Origin of the sequence: Microbacterium horticulturae, from assembly GCF_029094505.1 — a bacterium.
Classification (GTDB): domain Bacteria; phylum Actinomycetota; class Actinomycetes; order Actinomycetales; family Microbacteriaceae; genus Microbacterium; species Microbacterium horticulturae.
Window position 1 is genome coordinate 994,910 of the sequence record NZ_CP119108.1, and the last position, 13,539, is coordinate 1,008,448.

Annotated in this window: 15 protein-coding genes and 1 tRNA gene; 8 read left to right on the forward strand and 8 right to left on the reverse strand. The window is 68.9% G+C overall.

All coding sequences use genetic code 11. From position 1 onward, the window contains the following. Positions 1–21: 21 nt before the first annotated feature. Entirely contained in the window at positions 22–663 is a 642-nt protein-coding gene (locus PU630_RS04630) for an NAD(P)-dependent oxidoreductase (RefSeq protein WP_275279192.1), read from the forward strand. 21 nt (positions 664–684) lie between these two features. Here the strand turns inward: PU630_RS04630 and PU630_RS04635 are convergent, their stop codons facing one another. Both PU630_RS04635 and PU630_RS04640 read right to left on the reverse strand, forming a co-directional pair. After that, a complete protein-coding gene (locus tag PU630_RS04635) occupies positions 685–1,992 on the reverse strand; it encodes a DUF4032 domain-containing protein (protein WP_275279193.1) in 1,308 nt (435 codons plus the stop codon). An 85-nt stretch (positions 1,993–2,077) separates the two neighbouring features. After that, positions 2,078–3,181, reverse strand: a complete 1,104-nt coding sequence (locus PU630_RS04640; protein WP_275279195.1) for an ABC transporter ATP-binding protein — start codon at positions 3,179–3,181, stop codon at positions 2,078–2,080. A gap of 258 nt (positions 3,182–3,439) precedes the next feature. On the opposite strand from PU630_RS04640, the gene PU630_RS04645 reads away from it, so the two are divergent. The 3 genes from PU630_RS04645 to PU630_RS04655 all read left to right on the forward strand — a co-directional run bounded on the left by PU630_RS04645 (position 3,440) and on the right by PU630_RS04655 (position 5,107). Further along, the gene (locus PU630_RS04645; RefSeq protein ID WP_275279196.1) at positions 3,440–4,432 is read left to right on the forward strand and encodes a DsbA family protein; all 993 of its coding nucleotides are present in this window, start codon (positions 3,440–3,442) and stop codon (positions 4,430–4,432) included. 27 nt (positions 4,433–4,459) lie between these two features. Beyond that, a tRNA-Thr gene (locus PU630_RS04650) sits at positions 4,460–4,532 on the forward strand. A 68-nt stretch (positions 4,533–4,600) separates the two neighbouring features. Continuing rightward, positions 4,601–5,107: a GNAT family N-acetyltransferase gene (locus tag PU630_RS04655; protein WP_275279197.1), complete on the forward strand. Its 507-nt coding sequence runs from the start codon at positions 4,601–4,603 to the stop codon at positions 5,105–5,107. 76 nt (positions 5,108–5,183) lie between these two features. Here PU630_RS04655 and PU630_RS04660 read toward each other — a convergent pair whose 3' ends face one another. Together PU630_RS04660 and msrB are read right to left on the reverse strand one after the other, a co-directional pair. Continuing rightward, a complete protein-coding gene (locus PU630_RS04660; RefSeq protein ID WP_275279198.1) occupies positions 5,184–5,726 on the reverse strand; it encodes a nitroreductase family protein in 543 nt (180 codons plus the stop codon). Further along, entirely contained in the window at positions 5,723–6,130 is a 408-nt protein-coding gene (msrB, locus tag PU630_RS04665; protein WP_275279199.1) for a peptide-methionine (R)-S-oxide reductase MsrB, read from the reverse strand. The genes PU630_RS04660 and msrB overlap by 4 nt, the downstream gene beginning before the upstream one ends. 69 nt (positions 6,131–6,199) lie before the next feature. Here msrB and PU630_RS04670 point away from each other — a divergent pair, with 69 nt between their 5' ends. The 4 genes from PU630_RS04670 (at position 6,200) to groL (ending at position 9,851) form a co-directional block, all read left to right on the forward strand. Then, positions 6,200–7,237 (forward strand): DUF2332 domain-containing protein, encoded by a 1,038-nt coding sequence (locus PU630_RS04670; RefSeq protein WP_275279200.1) that lies wholly within the window; start codon positions 6,200–6,202, stop codon positions 7,235–7,237. A gap of 9 nt (positions 7,238–7,246) precedes the next feature. Continuing rightward, the gene (locus PU630_RS04675) at positions 7,247–7,510 is read left to right on the forward strand and encodes a DUF3263 domain-containing protein (RefSeq protein WP_275279201.1); all 264 of its coding nucleotides are present in this window, start codon (positions 7,247–7,249) and stop codon (positions 7,508–7,510) included. A 35-nt stretch (positions 7,511–7,545) separates the two neighbouring features. Next, positions 7,546–8,115: a LytR C-terminal domain-containing protein gene (locus PU630_RS04680; protein ID WP_275279202.1), complete on the forward strand. Its 570-nt coding sequence runs from the start codon at positions 7,546–7,548 to the stop codon at positions 8,113–8,115. A gap of 113 nt (positions 8,116–8,228) precedes the next feature. Next, positions 8,229–9,851, forward strand: a complete 1,623-nt coding sequence (gene groL / locus PU630_RS04685) for a chaperonin GroEL (RefSeq protein WP_275279203.1) — start codon at positions 8,229–8,231, stop codon at positions 9,849–9,851. A 138-nt stretch (positions 9,852–9,989) separates the two neighbouring features. On the opposite strand, the gene PU630_RS04690 is transcribed toward groL, so the two are convergent. The 4 genes from PU630_RS04690 to PU630_RS04705 form a co-directional block, all read right to left on the reverse strand. Beyond that, positions 9,990–10,277 carry a WXG100 family type VII secretion target gene (locus tag PU630_RS04690; RefSeq protein WP_275279204.1) on the reverse strand — a complete coding sequence of 96 codons (288 nt, stop codon included), beginning with the start codon at positions 10,275–10,277 and terminating at the stop codon, positions 9,990–9,992. Between the two features lie 118 nt (positions 10,278–10,395). Continuing rightward, on the reverse strand, positions 10,396–12,015 hold the full coding sequence (locus PU630_RS04695; RefSeq protein WP_275279205.1) for a sensor histidine kinase: 1,620 nt from the start codon (positions 12,013–12,015) through the stop codon (positions 10,396–10,398). A gap of 97 nt (positions 12,016–12,112) precedes the next feature. Continuing rightward, complete coding sequence (locus PU630_RS04700; RefSeq protein ID WP_275279206.1) at positions 12,113–12,805, reverse strand: response regulator transcription factor; 693 nt, start codon at positions 12,803–12,805, stop codon at positions 12,113–12,115. A 7-nt stretch (positions 12,806–12,812) separates the two neighbouring features. Then, a complete protein-coding gene (locus tag PU630_RS04705; protein WP_275279207.1) occupies positions 12,813–13,514 on the reverse strand; it encodes a helix-turn-helix transcriptional regulator in 702 nt (233 codons plus the stop codon). Positions 13,515–13,539 lie beyond the last annotated feature (25 nt).

Here is a 13,539-nt window from a genome sequence, read left to right on the forward strand (position 1 = left end):
CATTCATGTGAAGGGAACGTCATGGCACGCATCGTCGTCATCGGAGGAACCGGGTACGCCGGAGGGCACATCGTCGCGGAGGCGGCGGCGCGCGGACACGAAACAGTCGCGATCTCGCGCACCAAGCCCGAGACCCCGATCGCGGGCGTCACATACGTGCAGGCCGACGCGGCCGACATCGACGCCATGGGCGATGTGTTCGAGGGGGCGGATGCCGCGGTGTCGGCGATCTCGCCGCGTGGAGACATGACCGACAAGGTGCTCGATGTGCTGCAGGGCCTCGTGGCGAAGCTGCGCGGCACGAAGACCCGTCTGGGCATCGTCGGCGGCGCCATGGGCAGCCTGTCTGCCCCCGGCGGCCCCCGCCTGTGGGACCTGGGCGTCGCCGATGAGCTCAAGCACGAGGCCGGGGTCGGCATCGACTCACTCGAGCTCGTGCAGAACGCCGGCGACGACCTCGACTGGTTCTTCGTTCACCCGCCGAAGCTGTTCGGTGCGTGGGCGCCGGGCGAGCGCACCGGCCACTACCGCGACGGTGGCGAGGTCATCGTCGAGGACGCCGAGGGCAACTCCACCATCTCGGGCGAAGACTTCGCCATCGCCGTGGTCGACGAGATCGAGCAGGGAAACCACCGCCGCGAGCGCTTCACGGTCGGATACTGACGCTCACGCCAGGTCGCGCCCTCACACCAGGTCGCGCCAGTCTCCGGTGGGCTCGTCGTCATCGTCGGTGGATGCCGCGTCCAGCGCGATCGGCATGGTGAACGTCTCCGTGCCCGGGCCCATGACCGTGGCCTCGTCGCGGCGGTGCCGGAGCACATCGTCGATGTAACTGGTCACGGTCTCGGCGAGGGGTACGGAGACCCCACGCGCCTGGGACATGTACCACCGGTGTTCGAGCACCTGATGGAAGACCTCGGCCGGTTCGAGTTTCGCGCGCAGCTCGAATGGGATCGCCCGCACGACCGGCTCGAAGACCCGGGTGAGCCACTCGTGCGCGACCATCTCCTCGTCGTCCGCGCTCGCACCGGTGCGAGCGCGGTACTCGTCGAGGTCGTTCAGCAGCCGGCGGGCCTGGTTCTCTTCGACATCGAGCCCGGTCAGCCGGATGAGGCGCCGCTGGTGGTGCCCGGCGTCCACGACCTTGGGCTGGATGGACACCTTCGTGCCGTCGGGAGTCGCGCGGATCGACATCTCGCCGATGTCGAAGCCGAGCGCGTTCAATCGCTGCACGCGCTCGGTGATGCGCCACGATTCGCCGGCCGTGAAGGTCTCGGCTCCGGTCAGGGCGTCCCAGAGGGATCGGTACGACGAGATGATGCCGTCGGCGATCGCGACGGCATCCATGCCGCGTTCCAGTCGGCCGCCGGCCGCCAGGTCGAGGATCTCACCGGCGATGTTGGTGTGCGCGACCTCGAGGTCGTGTTCGCGCTGCCCGCGGGTCAACCCCGACTCGTGCAGTTCGCCGGTCTCGGCGTCGACGAGGTACGCGGCGAAGGCACCCGCGTCGCGCCGGAACAGCGTGTTCGACAACGAGACGTCGCCCCAGAAGAACCCGACATTGTGCAGCCGCACGAGCAGGACGGCCAGTGCGTCGACGAGCCGATTCGCGGTGTCGGGGCGCAGCACCTGGGTGAACAGCGCGCGGTAGGGGAGGGAAAAGCGCAGGTGCGCGGTGACCAGCGCCGACGGCAGCGTCTTGCCCGCGGCATCCGCCCTCCCGTCGATGACGGCGACCCGTTCGACGCAGGGCACATCCAGCCTGTCGAGGCTGCCGAGCATGTCGTACTCGCGCCGGGCCATTTCGGGCGTGGTCTCTTTGATCGCCACCACGCGGCCGGAGAGGTTGGCGAAGCGCACGAGGTGCCGCGAGATGCCCTTGGGCAGGTAGACGATGTCGTCGCTGGTCCAGTCGCCCAGGGGCGTCGACCACGGCAGCGCCAGCAGCCCCGGGTCGATGGCGCTCGCGGTGATGCTCAAGGCCTCGGTCACGGCATCCCTCCCTCTGGATCTGCGGCGAAACGGCGACGGCGCGAACTCGGAGATCCGAGCCCGCGCCGTCGCATCGTGATGGAGACTACGCCGAAGCGATCGCCTTGTCGGTGAGGCGCTCGCCGCTCTCCATGTCGAACACGTGCACGCGGCCGGTGATCGGGGTGAGCACGACGGTCTCGCCGGCGTTGGGGTGGTTGCGGCCGTCGACGCGGGCGACCACGTCGGTGCGCTTGCCGTCGATGTCGGAGTGGCCGTACAGGTAGCCGTCGGCACCGAGCTCTTCGACCAGGTCGACGGTGACGGACAGACCCTGGCCGCCTGCGGCGCCCACCTGGATGTCTTCGGGGCGCACGCCCACGGTGACCTGCTGTCCGTTGACCTTGGCGAGAGTGGACGACTCGACGGGCACGACCTGGCTGCCGAAGTGCACGCCGCCCTCGGTGACGTTGACCGGGAACAGGTTCATGGCAGGCGAGCCGATGAAGCCGGCGACGAACACGTTGTTCGGCTGCTCGTACAGGTCACGCGGCGAACCGACCTGCTGCAGGACGCCGTCCTTGAGGACCGCGATGCGGTCGCCCATGGTCAGAGCCTCGGTCTGGTCGTGCGTGACGTAGACAGTGGTGACGCCCAGGCGGCGCTGCAGCGACGCGATCTGGGTACGGGTCTGCACGCGCAGCTTGGCGTCGAGGTTCGACAGCGGCTCGTCCATGAGGAACACCTGCGGCTGGCGCACGATGGCGCGGCCCATGGCGACGCGCTGACGCTGACCACCCGACAGGGCCTTCGGCTTGCGGCTGAGGTACTCCTCGAGGTCCAGCAGCTTCGCGGCCTCGAGCACGCGGGCGGCGCGCTCTTCCTTCTTCACACCGGCGATCTTCAGGGCGAAGCCCATGTTCTCCGCGACCGTCATGTGCGGGTACAGGGCGTAGTTCTGGAACACCATGGCGATGTCGCGGTCCTTGGGCGGCACGTCGGTGACGTCGCGGTCGCCGATGAGGATGCGGCCCTCGTTGACCTCTTCGAGGCCGGCCAGCATGCGCAGGGTGGTGGACTTACCGCAACCGGAGGGGCCGACCAGAACGAGGAATTCGCCGTCGGCGACCTCGAGATTGATCTTGTCGACCGCGGGGCGAGTGCCTCCGGGGTAGAGACGGGTTGCGTTGTCGAACGTGACGGACGCCATGTCTTCTTCTCCTTCACCGGCAGGTACGTGCCGGACGATCCGTAGTGAATGGATGACGGACCGGAGGCCCGTGCGCTCATCATCGGGCGCTCCCTCAGTATGCCAGACGTTCGGGAGTGCTCCGCCTGTGGTGATCTCACACCTGCCGAGCACGCGCTCTCTGGGGATTTCACAGGCTGCCTGGTTAGCATCGAATCCGGCCGCGGCACCCGCGCGGCATCCCGGTCCGACGGGAGCATCAGTCTGTCAAGAGGTCACATGTCGAACGACGAGTCATCGAACGTTCCCGAGCCCAACGACCGCCGAAGCGCCGTGCGTGAGAAGGCGCAGCTGGTGCATGCGCGGCAGAGGCGCGCTCGGGCGATCCGCACCACCGCGCTCACGGTGGGTGCTGTCGCGGTCGTGGCGATCGTCGCGACCGGTGTCACGATGGCTGTCACCTCGCAGACGTCGCGCCCCGACATGTCGCCGGCGAACGTCGTCGATGACGGGTTCGCCGTCACGAGTGTGAACGGCGTCGCCGTCGACACGGGAGCGCAGAACGTGGATGCCACGCCCACCCCCACTCCGACGAAGTCCGCGAAGGGCGCGGGCTCGGCCACCGCGACGCCCGACCCTGCGGCGACCGGCACGGGCGTCGTCGACATTCGCGTGTACGTCGACTACTACGCGCCGGGGGCCAAGCAGTTCCAGGTGGCGAACGTCCAGCAGCTCACCCGGTGGGTGGATCAGGATGCTGCGACCCTGAGCTATTACCCGGTGGCGATGCTGTCGGCCAAGTCGAACGGCACCAAGTACTCGCAGCGCGCCGCCAGCGCCTCGGCCTGTGTGGCCACCCACTCGCCCGACTCGTTCTTCGCGTTCAACAACGCGTTGCTGTCGAAGCAGCCCGAGCAGGGCGACGACGGCTTCACCGACGTCGAGCTCGCTGACCTGGCGATCGCCTCGGGCGCCGACGACCCGAAGACCGTGCGCGCGTGCATCGAAGACGAGAACTACGTCACCTGGGTGAAGGATGCGACCGAGCGCGCGCTGGTGAACATCCCCGACACGGACGGGGTCGCACTCACCGGTACGCCGATGATCCTCGTGAACGGCCACCCGTATGCCGGGGCGCTCGACGACCCGAAGGAATTCGCGCAGTTCGTATTGACGAACTCGTCCGACGCGTACTACCACCCGGTTGAGCCGACGCCGACGGCCACGCTCGACGTGTCTTCGTCGCCCAGCCCCTCGACGACCGGCAAGTGAGGTCGGTCCGGCTAGACTGGACGCTCCGCCGGCTTGGCGCAATTGGTAGCGCACCGTACTTGTAATACGGGGGTTGCAGGTTCAAGTCCTGTAGCCGGCACCGTTCCGGACTCGTCTCCGTGCTCCGTCCGTGACTGGGCGGGCGTACCGCGCCACTAGTCTCGGGGGATGACCGCCGCGATCCGCATCCGCTCTGCACAGGCGCAGGACGCCGCGGCCATGGCGCGCGTGCACGTGGAGACCTGGCGTGAGACGTACCGCGGGATCATGCGCGACGAGGTCCTCGACCACCCGGGGTTCGTGGCATCCCGCACCCGATTCTGGACGGCTGCGCTCACCGATCCGCACTTCGCGCGCAATCGTGCCGCGGTCGCCGAGCTCGACGGCGAGATCATCGGCATTGCGATGTCAGGACCGCCAATGGATGCCGACGCCGACCCCGCGTGGACCGCACAGCTCTACCTCATCTACGTGTACGCGGCGCATCACGGCACGGGAGCGGGCAGCCGGCTGATCGACGCGGTGCTCCTACCGGATGAACCGGCGTCGCTGTGGGTGGCCGACCCGAACCCTCGCGCGCAGTCGTTCTACCGCAAGAACGGTTTCGTGGCCGACGGCGCGACGAAGGTCGACGACGGGGTACGCGAGGTTCGGATGGTGCGGGCAGCACGTTGAGCGGGCTTGGAGACGCGGTATCCCGCGCCCATCGGTCGTGACGGTGAAGCGGTGAGAGCCGCGCGCGGCGCGTCGATCAGCGCGCCTGCGGCATGCGCGACAGGAAGCGCTCGGGGTCGAGCTTCTTGTGATGGCCCTTGTCTTTGCCGGTGGGCTTGCCGCCCACATACAACCATCCGAGCAGCTTCTCGTTGTCGCGCAGGCCGTGCACCTTGGCGACGTTCTCATCGCGCGTGTAGTGCCCGGTGCGCCAGAAGACGCCCCAACCCGCCTCATCGAGCAGCAGGCTCAGCGTGTGTGCGACGCCGGCCGCCGTTGCCGCCTGCTCCCACCGCGGCACCTTCTCGCTCGGACGGTAGCTGACGACGATCGCGACCAGCAGTGGCGCACGCAACGGCTTGGACGAGATGCCCTTGTCTCCGTTCGCCCTGGCGATGGCCTGCCCCAGCACCTCGCGATCGTCGTCACGCAACTCGATCAGGCGCCACGGCCGCAGTGACGAGTGGTCGGCCACGCGCCCCGCCGCCGTCACGAGCTCGGCGAGCTCGTCGTGCGAGGGTGCGACGTCCGTCACCTTCGACCACGAGCGGCGCGACTGCACCGCTTCGATCGCGCTCACACGTCCTCTTCGGGCGTGAACGCCAGAGAGATCGAGTTCATGCAGTAGCGATCGCCGGTCGGCGTGCCGAAACCGTCGGGGAACACGTGGCCCAGGTGCGACCCGCAGGCCGCACACCGCACCTCCGTGCGCTCCATACCCAGCGTGTGGTCCTCGAGAAGCTGGACGGCATCGGGGCGCACCGACTCGTAGAAGCTCGGCCACCCGCAGTGCGAGTCGAACTTCGTGCCGCTCTGGAACAGCTCCGCGCCGCACGCGGCACACGTGTAGAGCCCGGCACGGTGCTCGTCGAGCAGCTCGCCCGTCCACGGGCGCTCGGTCGCCGCTGTGCGCAGTACCGCATACTGCGTGTCATCGAGCTCTTCGCGCCACTGCTCGTCGGTCTTGTTCACGGTGTACGTCACGGAAACCTCCTGCACCACCATTCAACCCGACTTCGCGGCATCCTGTTCCTGAACATCCACAATGGAACGGTGCCGACCGACTCCGACATCGCCGCCGTTCGCGAGCGCTACGCGCGATTCGCTCGCGATGAGGCCTCGCATCGCTCCCCGTTGTATGCGCAATGGGCGGCGTGCGTGGCCGATGACGAGACCGTGGCCGAGATCATCGCCCGTCTCGCGCCGCTCCAGCGTCAGCCCGCGCTCGTGTTCGCCGTGACGAGGATGCTGGGTGTCGGGCTCATCCCGGCGGCTGCTTGGGCCTCGTGGCTGAAGGAGAACGCCGCGGCTGTGGTCGCCGAGACGTCCCTGCGCGGCGTCCAGACGAACGAGCCGCTCCGATGCGCGGCTCTGCTGCCGGCGCTCGCGCGTATCGACGGGCCGATCGCGCTGGTCGAGGTCGGTGCCAGCGCCGGGCTGTGCCTGTACCCGGATCGGTATTCGTACCGATACCGCACCGCGGAGGGCACCGTCGCGATCGACCCCGCGGCAGGTGTGAGCACCGTCGTGCTCGAGGCCGAGTGGCGCGGGCCATGGCAGCCGCTGCGCCCGCCCGAGGTCGTATGGCGCGCCGGTATCGACCTGCAGCCACGGGATGCCGCAGACCCCGCGGATCGCGCGTGGCTGACCGGGCTGGTGTGGCCCGGCGAGACCGAACGGGCCCGACGCGTGAACGCGGCGCTCGACATCGTCGCGGCTGACCCGCCGCGACTGGTGGCCGGGGACGCGGGCGACACGCTCGCGGATGTCGTGGCGGGCGCGCCACGCGAGGCGACGCTGGTGGTGACCACCCCGGGGGTCCTCGCGCACGTGCCCCGCGCGGGACGCGAGCGGATCATCGCGGCCGCCCGTCGTGCCGACCACTGGGTGACGATGGATGCCGCGGGCCTGCACTCCGCGACGGACGGGGCGTGGCATCCCGCGCCCGATCCGCACGCGTGGCCGAACGGCACGTTCGTGCTCGCACTCGACGGCGAGGTGTCGGCCGCTGTCGACCCGCTCGGGGGAATCGTCGCACCGATCGGAGGCGGGTGGGAGTGGCATCCCGCCCCCTCCGCCGACCGCGGATAGCGTGGACCCGTGCCACTGGATGATCGCGACCGCGCCCTGCTCGACTTCGAGGGGGGATGGCACCGACACGGCGGCGAGAAGGAAGAGGCGATCCGCTCGCAGCTCGGCCTGACTCCCGCTCGTTACTACCAGCTGCTGGGGCGACTGATCGACACCGAGGATGCGCTCGCGCACGACCCGATGCTCGTCAAGCGGTTGCAGCGCGTGCGCGACGAGCGTTCGCGGGCCCGTCGCGCGCGAGTGGTGGGCGAGGCGAAGCTGGGCGCACGCTGACGGGCCGCCCGAGGGCTGACGGGTACGATCGGGGAGTGCCGAAGTCCACGTATCCGCGCGACCGTTTCGACGACGTGTCCGCTGATGCCGACCGGGTCGGCGTGCACCGCGCCGAGAACCCGCGACTGCGGCCGGGGCTGGTGATCCTGTGGTCTGCCGTGGCCGCCGCGGTGGTCATCATCGTGGGGATCGTCGGCACGCTCGCCGTGACGGGACGGTTCGGCGCCCCCGAGGCGGGGCCCACCACAGCAGCCCCCACTCCGGGCGTCACGCCCATCATCGACACCTCGTTCAACGTGCTGATCCTGAACGCGACGGGCCAGTCCGGCCAGGCGACGCGGGCGAAGGATGCCGTCGTGAAGGCGGGCTGGCACTCCGATGCGGTCTCGCCCGGTGAGGCGGGATCGACCTACCCCACGACCACCGTCTATTACGCCGACGCCGCGGATCAGGCCGCAGCCGCGGGCCTCGCCCAGATCGTCGGGGCGACGTCGATAGTGCTCGACGACCAGTACCAGACGGCGACCGATGCCAAGGGCAAGCAGCTCACGGTCGTGCTGGGCACCGACCTGGTCGACTCCTCATCGCCGTCGCCCTCCTCCTGACCGTTCCGGTCGTCTTGCACTCGGTAGGGGCGAGTGCCAGAATGGGATTAGCACTCGTGTTGAGCGAGTGCTAATAGACCCGTCACCCAACGTCCGGGAGGGACGACACACACATGGCAAAGATCATCGCTTTCGACGAGGAAGCCCGCCGTGGCCTCGAGCGTGGCCTGAACACGCTGGCCGACGCCGTCAAGGTGACCCTGGGACCCCGCGGTCGCAACGTCGTGCTCGAGAAGAAGTGGGGCGCACCCACCATCACGAACGACGGCGTGTCGATCGCCAAGGAGATCGAGCTCGACGACCCGTACGAGAAGATCGGTGCGGAGCTCGTCAAGGAGGTCGCGAAGAAGACCGACGACGTCGCCGGTGACGGCACCACCACCGCCACCGTTCTCGCCCAGGCGCTCGTGCGCGAGGGCCTGCGCAACGTCGCGGCCGGCGCCGACCCCATCAGCCTGAAGAAGGGCATCGAGAAGGCCGTCGCGGCCGTCATCGAGGAGCTTCACGGCGGAGCCAAGGAGGTCGAGTCGAAGGAGCAGATTGCTGCCACCGCGTCGATCTCGGCCGCTGACCCGACCATCGGCGAGCTGATCGCCGAGGCCATCGACAAGGTCGGCAAGGAAGGCGTCGTTACCGTCGAGGAGTCGCAGACCTTCGGCACCGAGCTCGAGCTCACCGAGGGCATGCGCTTCGACAAGGGCTTCATCAACCCCTACTTCGTCACGGACCCCGACCGCCAGGAGGCCGTGTTCGAGGACCCGTACATCCTCATCGCGAACCAGAAGGTCGGCAACATCAAGGACCTGCTGCCCGTCGTCGACAAGGTGATCCAGGACGGCAAGGAGCTCGTCATCATCGCCGAGGACGTCGAGGGCGAGGCGCTGGCGACGCTGGTGCTGAACAAGATCCGCGGCATCTTCAAGTCGGTCGCCGTCAAGGCCCCCGGCTTCGGCGACCGCCGCAAGGCCATGCTGCAGGACATCGCGATCCTCACCGGTGGTCAGGTCATCACCGAAGAGGTGGGGCTGAAGCTCGAGAACGTGACGCTCGACCTGCTCGGTCGTGCCCGCAAGGTCATCGTCACCAAGGACGAGACGACCATCGTCGAGGGCGCCGGCGAGCAGGACCAGATCGAGGGTCGCGTGACCCAGATCCGTCGCGAGATCGAGAACACCGACAGCGACTACGACCGCGAGAAGCTGCAGGAGCGCCTCGCCAAGCTCGCCGGCGGCGTCGCCGTCATCAAGGCGGGCGCGGCCACCGAGGTCGAGCTCAAGGAGCGCAAGCACCGCATCGAGGACGCCGTTCGCAACGCGAAGGCCGCCGTCGAGGAGGGTGTCGTCGCCGGTGGTGGCGTGGCCCTCATCCAGGCGGGTGCGAAGGCCTTCGAGAAGCTGCAGCTCTCGGGTGACGAGGCGACCGGCGCGAACATCGTCAAGGTCGCCATCGAGGCCCCGCTGAAGCAGATCGCGCAGAACGCGGGTCTCGAGCCGGGTGTCGTCGCGCACAAGGTGTCGGGCCTGGAGGCCGGTCACGGTCTGAACGCGGCCACCGGTGAGTACGGTGACCTGTTCGCGCAGGGCATCATCGACCCGACCAAGGTCACCCGTTCGGCGCTGCAGAACGCCGCGTCGATCGCGGGCCTGTTCCTGACCACGGAGGCCGTCGTCGCCGACAAGCCGGAGAAGGCTCCGGCCGTTCCGGCGGGCGACCCGACCGGTGGCATGGACTTCTGATCCAGCAACAACGCACGAAGCGCCCCTCCTCCGGGAGGGGCGCTTCGCCGTTTACGGCACCTGTCAGTACGGTGCGAAAGTCCACGGGACGCCGCGGCCTCGGCCTGGCGCGCGTCGTAGCTGACGAATCGGGTCCGCTCACCGGAACAGGCTGGTCGTGTACTGCTCGGCCTCGGCGTACTGGTGACCCGCGGCGGTCAGGGCGTGGTTGATGGCCGACAGTGCGTCTTCGACCTGCAGCTGCGTCGCACGCCACTGATCGACCACGCCGCCGAACGCGGCTGAGGCGGCCCCGGTCCAGCTGGCCTGCAGCTGGGTCAGCTGGGCGAGCATCGCCTGCGTTTCGCCCTGCAGCCGGTCGACCGTGCCACGGACGGCGGTGGTGGCGGCGAAGACGGCGTCGCTGTCGACGGAATAGACGGCCATGGGATGCTTCCCTTCATCGAGTGGATGCCTCCACGCTAGGGTCAGCACTTCGCTCGCTGAGGGTGGTTCCGACGATCTGTGGACAACTCATCGGCCGCGCCCGGCGGGGGAGGAACCGCTAGTCGGATACCGGGACGGCGAGCGGGAAGGAGACGCGGAATGTGGCGCCGCCGCCCCGCGTCTCCTCGACGGCCACCGCCCCGTTCAGCGCGTCGACGATCGACGCGACGATCGACAGGCCGAGGCCCGACCCGCCCGTTTCGCGTGTGCGCGAGGTGTCAGCACGCCAGAATCGCTGGAAGATCTGGTCGCGGATCTGCGGCGGGATCCCGTCGCCGTGGTCGGCCACGGCGATCCAGCCGGTGCCGGCCGCGGCATCCACCCCCACGATGAGGTCGATGGGCGAGGCGTCGGGCGTGTAGCGGCGGGCATTGGTGAGCAGGTTCGTGACGACCTGGCGGATGCGGTTCTCTTCGCCCATCACGACGGGGACGACCGGGGCCGGTGCGGCGGGCTCTTCGGGCGTCACGCGGATCGGCACCGTGGGCGGCAGGTCGTCGTCGAGCTCGGGCTCGGTGGGGCGCGGACGGCGCCGCAGCAGCGAGAGCGCCGAGGTCGGCCGGAGCCGATGCCGCGCCGTCGTGGTGGGCGGTTCGGGCGCCGGGTCGTCGGATGTGGATGCCGCGGCCGTCGCAGCCACGGTCGTGTCGGTGACCGTCACCGGGCGCTGCGGCGCGGTCGCCCCCAGGTCGAGAGCCGCGTCACGGGCGATCGGGCGCAGATCGACCGGGGTGATCGGCACCTCCTCGCGGCGCTCGTCGAGCCGGGTGAGCGCCAGCAGGTCCTCGACGAGCGCGCCCATGCGCGTGGCTTCCTTCTCGATGCGCTCCATGGCCTGGGTGACGTCCTCGTCGCTGCGGATCGCGCCCATCCGGTACAGCTCGGCGTAGCCGCGGACCGTCACCAGCGGCGTGCGCAGCTCGTGGCTCGCGTCGCCGATGAAGCGACGCATCTGCCGCACGGCGCCGTCGCTGCGCTTCATGGCGGCGTCGAGCTGGCCGAGCATCGCATTGATCGCGCGTTTCAGACGCCCGACCTCGGTGTTCTCCGGCTCGATGTTCGACATGCGCTGGCTGAAGTCGCCGGCCGCGATCGACATGGCGGTGGCCTCGACCTGGCCGAGACTGCGGAACGCCAGTGTGACGAGCCATCGGGTGACCAGCGCGCCGGCGATGATCGTGATCAGCGCGAAGACGCTGTAGATGCCCACGTACGTGCCGATGATGCGGTTCACCGATGAGGTGGGCAGTGCGACCAGCTGGGTGAACAGCTCGGGGCGCGTGTCGATGAGGAACGAGGCGGCAGCGGCGCGGAAGGAGGCGCCGGTCGTGCCGTCGATCGTGAACGGGCTCAGCCCACGGATGCTGACCTGCTGCAGCGTGAGCTCGTCCGGCAGGACCGGTGTGTTCGCCACATGCGGCCCCGCCGAGGCGACGAGCTTTCCGTCGGCGTCGTACACCGCGATGAAGTATCCGGAGTAGTCGACCGGTGCCGACGCGTTCGGCGTGAACGTCACCCCGTCGTCGGTCGCCGCGATGTCGAAGACGCTCTTGGCGAGATCGGCGCCGGCCAGCTGCTGCACCTGCGCGTCGAGATTGCCGTCGAGCGCGTTGCGCAGGAACACCAGCGTGCCCAGTCCCGCGACGAAGAGCCCGATCGCCAGCACCGCCACGGTCACGCCCGTGACCTTGGCGCGCAGGCTGAGGCTGCGCCAGCCCCGTGTGATGGCGTCGGGCTTGCCGGTGGTCAGTGCGCACCCCCCGCGTCGGCGCCGGTCACGACGATTTGCCGGCCTTGAGCATGTATCCGAAGCCACGCTTGGTCTGGATGAGCGGTTCGCTCGAGTGCGGATCGATCTTGCGCCGCAGATAGGAGATGTAGCTCTCGACGATGCCCGCGTCGCCGTTGAAGTCGTACTCCCAGACATGATCGAGGATCTGCGCCTTGCTGAGCACCCGGTTCGGGTTGAGCATGAGGTAGCGCAGCAGCTTGAACTCCGTCGGGCTGAGGTCGATCTGCGCGTCGCCGACGAAGACGTCGTGCGTGTCCTGATCCATCGTCAGCTCGCCGGCGCGGATCACCGACTCCTCGTCGGTCTGCATCGTGCGGCGCAGGATCGCCTGGATGCGCGCAACGATCTCGTCGAGGCTGAACGGCTTGGTGACGTAGTCGTCGCCGCCGGCGTTCAGGCCCTCGATCTTGTCTTCAGTCTCGTCCTTGGCGGTGAGGAACAGGATGGGGGCCGTGTACCCGGCGCCGCGCAACCGTTTGGTGACGCTGAACCCGTTCATATCGGGCAGCATCACATCGAGGATGATGAGGTCGGGTTCCTCTTCGAGGACGGCAGAGATGGTCTGCGCACCGTTGGCGACGGCACGCACCTGGAAGCCCGCGAATCGCAGGCTCGTGATCAGCAGATCGCGGATGTTGGGTTCGTCATCGACGACAAGGATGCGCGGTGCGGTCATGTGCCCATTATGGCGACGGAGTCTCTGTCTGTGTGGGAGGTTCGCCCAGAGCGCGTGAGGTCGCTTCCCGGATCTCGACGCAGCAGGCGCCGTCACGCGGCATGGGATACGCCGTACGGGTGTCGCCGGCTCCCTCGAGCAGACCCTCGACGAGGGCGAGATTCACGGCGCAGACGAGCTCGGAATGCCGCCTGGCCAGGGCGTGGAACGGGCAGTTGCGCATGACCACCGTGCCCTGCGCGTCGCTCTCGGGCGCGTAGCCGCAGGCGTCGAGGGCGGCATCGATCCCGCCCGCGCCGCTGGCGATCTCGTGCCCGCGGGATCGAGCCGCCGCGGCGGCCGCCACGCTGACCCCGTCGCGGTCGGCACGCTCCGCTCCGGCCGCGAGGATGTCGGCGGCAAGTTCGTAGTGGCGCTCGGGCACCGAGCCGATCAACTCGCCGCTGACGGTGCGATACAGCTTCGCCGGGCGGCCGGCACCGGGGCCGCTCCGTCCCGACAGGCGCCGGTACTCGACCGTCAGCAGGCCCGCGTCGACGAGCCGGTCCAGGTGGAAGGCCGCCGTCGATCGGGGCACGCCTGCGGCGGTGGCCGCGGCATCCCGACCCACCGCATCCTGCGCACGTGCGACGATGTCGTACACGGCGCGCCGCACGGGATCGGCCAGCGCCGCGAGGGCCGCAGCCCGGTTGGCGGCAAGAGCGCTCATCCCGTCAGAATACTCTAAAAAGCTG

What these genes read in the sequence shown, in the direction of transcription:
- PU630_RS04630 (WP_275279192.1), top strand. Translation starts at nt 22, where the DNA reads ATGGCACGCATCGTCGTCATCGGAGGAACCGGGTACGCCGGAGGGCAC.
- PU630_RS04640 (WP_275279195.1), bottom strand. Translation starts at nt 3,181, where the DNA reads ATGGCGTCCGTCACGTTCGACAACGCAACCCGTCTCTACCCCGGAGGC.
- PU630_RS04645 (WP_275279196.1), top strand. Translation starts at nt 3,440, where the DNA reads ATGTCGAACGACGAGTCATCGAACGTTCCCGAGCCCAACGACCGCCGA.
- PU630_RS04655 (WP_275279197.1), top strand. Translation starts at nt 4,601, where the DNA reads ATGACCGCCGCGATCCGCATCCGCTCTGCACAGGCGCAGGACGCCGCG.
- groL (WP_275279203.1), top strand. Translation starts at nt 8,229, where the DNA reads ATGGCAAAGATCATCGCTTTCGACGAGGAAGCCCGCCGTGGCCTCGAG.
- PU630_RS04690 (WP_275279204.1), bottom strand. Translation starts at nt 10,277, where the DNA reads ATGGCCGTCTATTCCGTCGACAGCGACGCCGTCTTCGCCGCCACCACC.
- PU630_RS04700 (WP_275279206.1), bottom strand. Translation starts at nt 12,805, where the DNA reads ATGACCGCACCGCGCATCCTTGTCGTCGATGACGAACCCAACATCCGC.
- PU630_RS04705 (WP_275279207.1), bottom strand. Translation starts at nt 13,514, where the DNA reads ATGAGCGCTCTTGCCGCCAACCGGGCTGCGGCCCTCGCGGCGCTGGCC.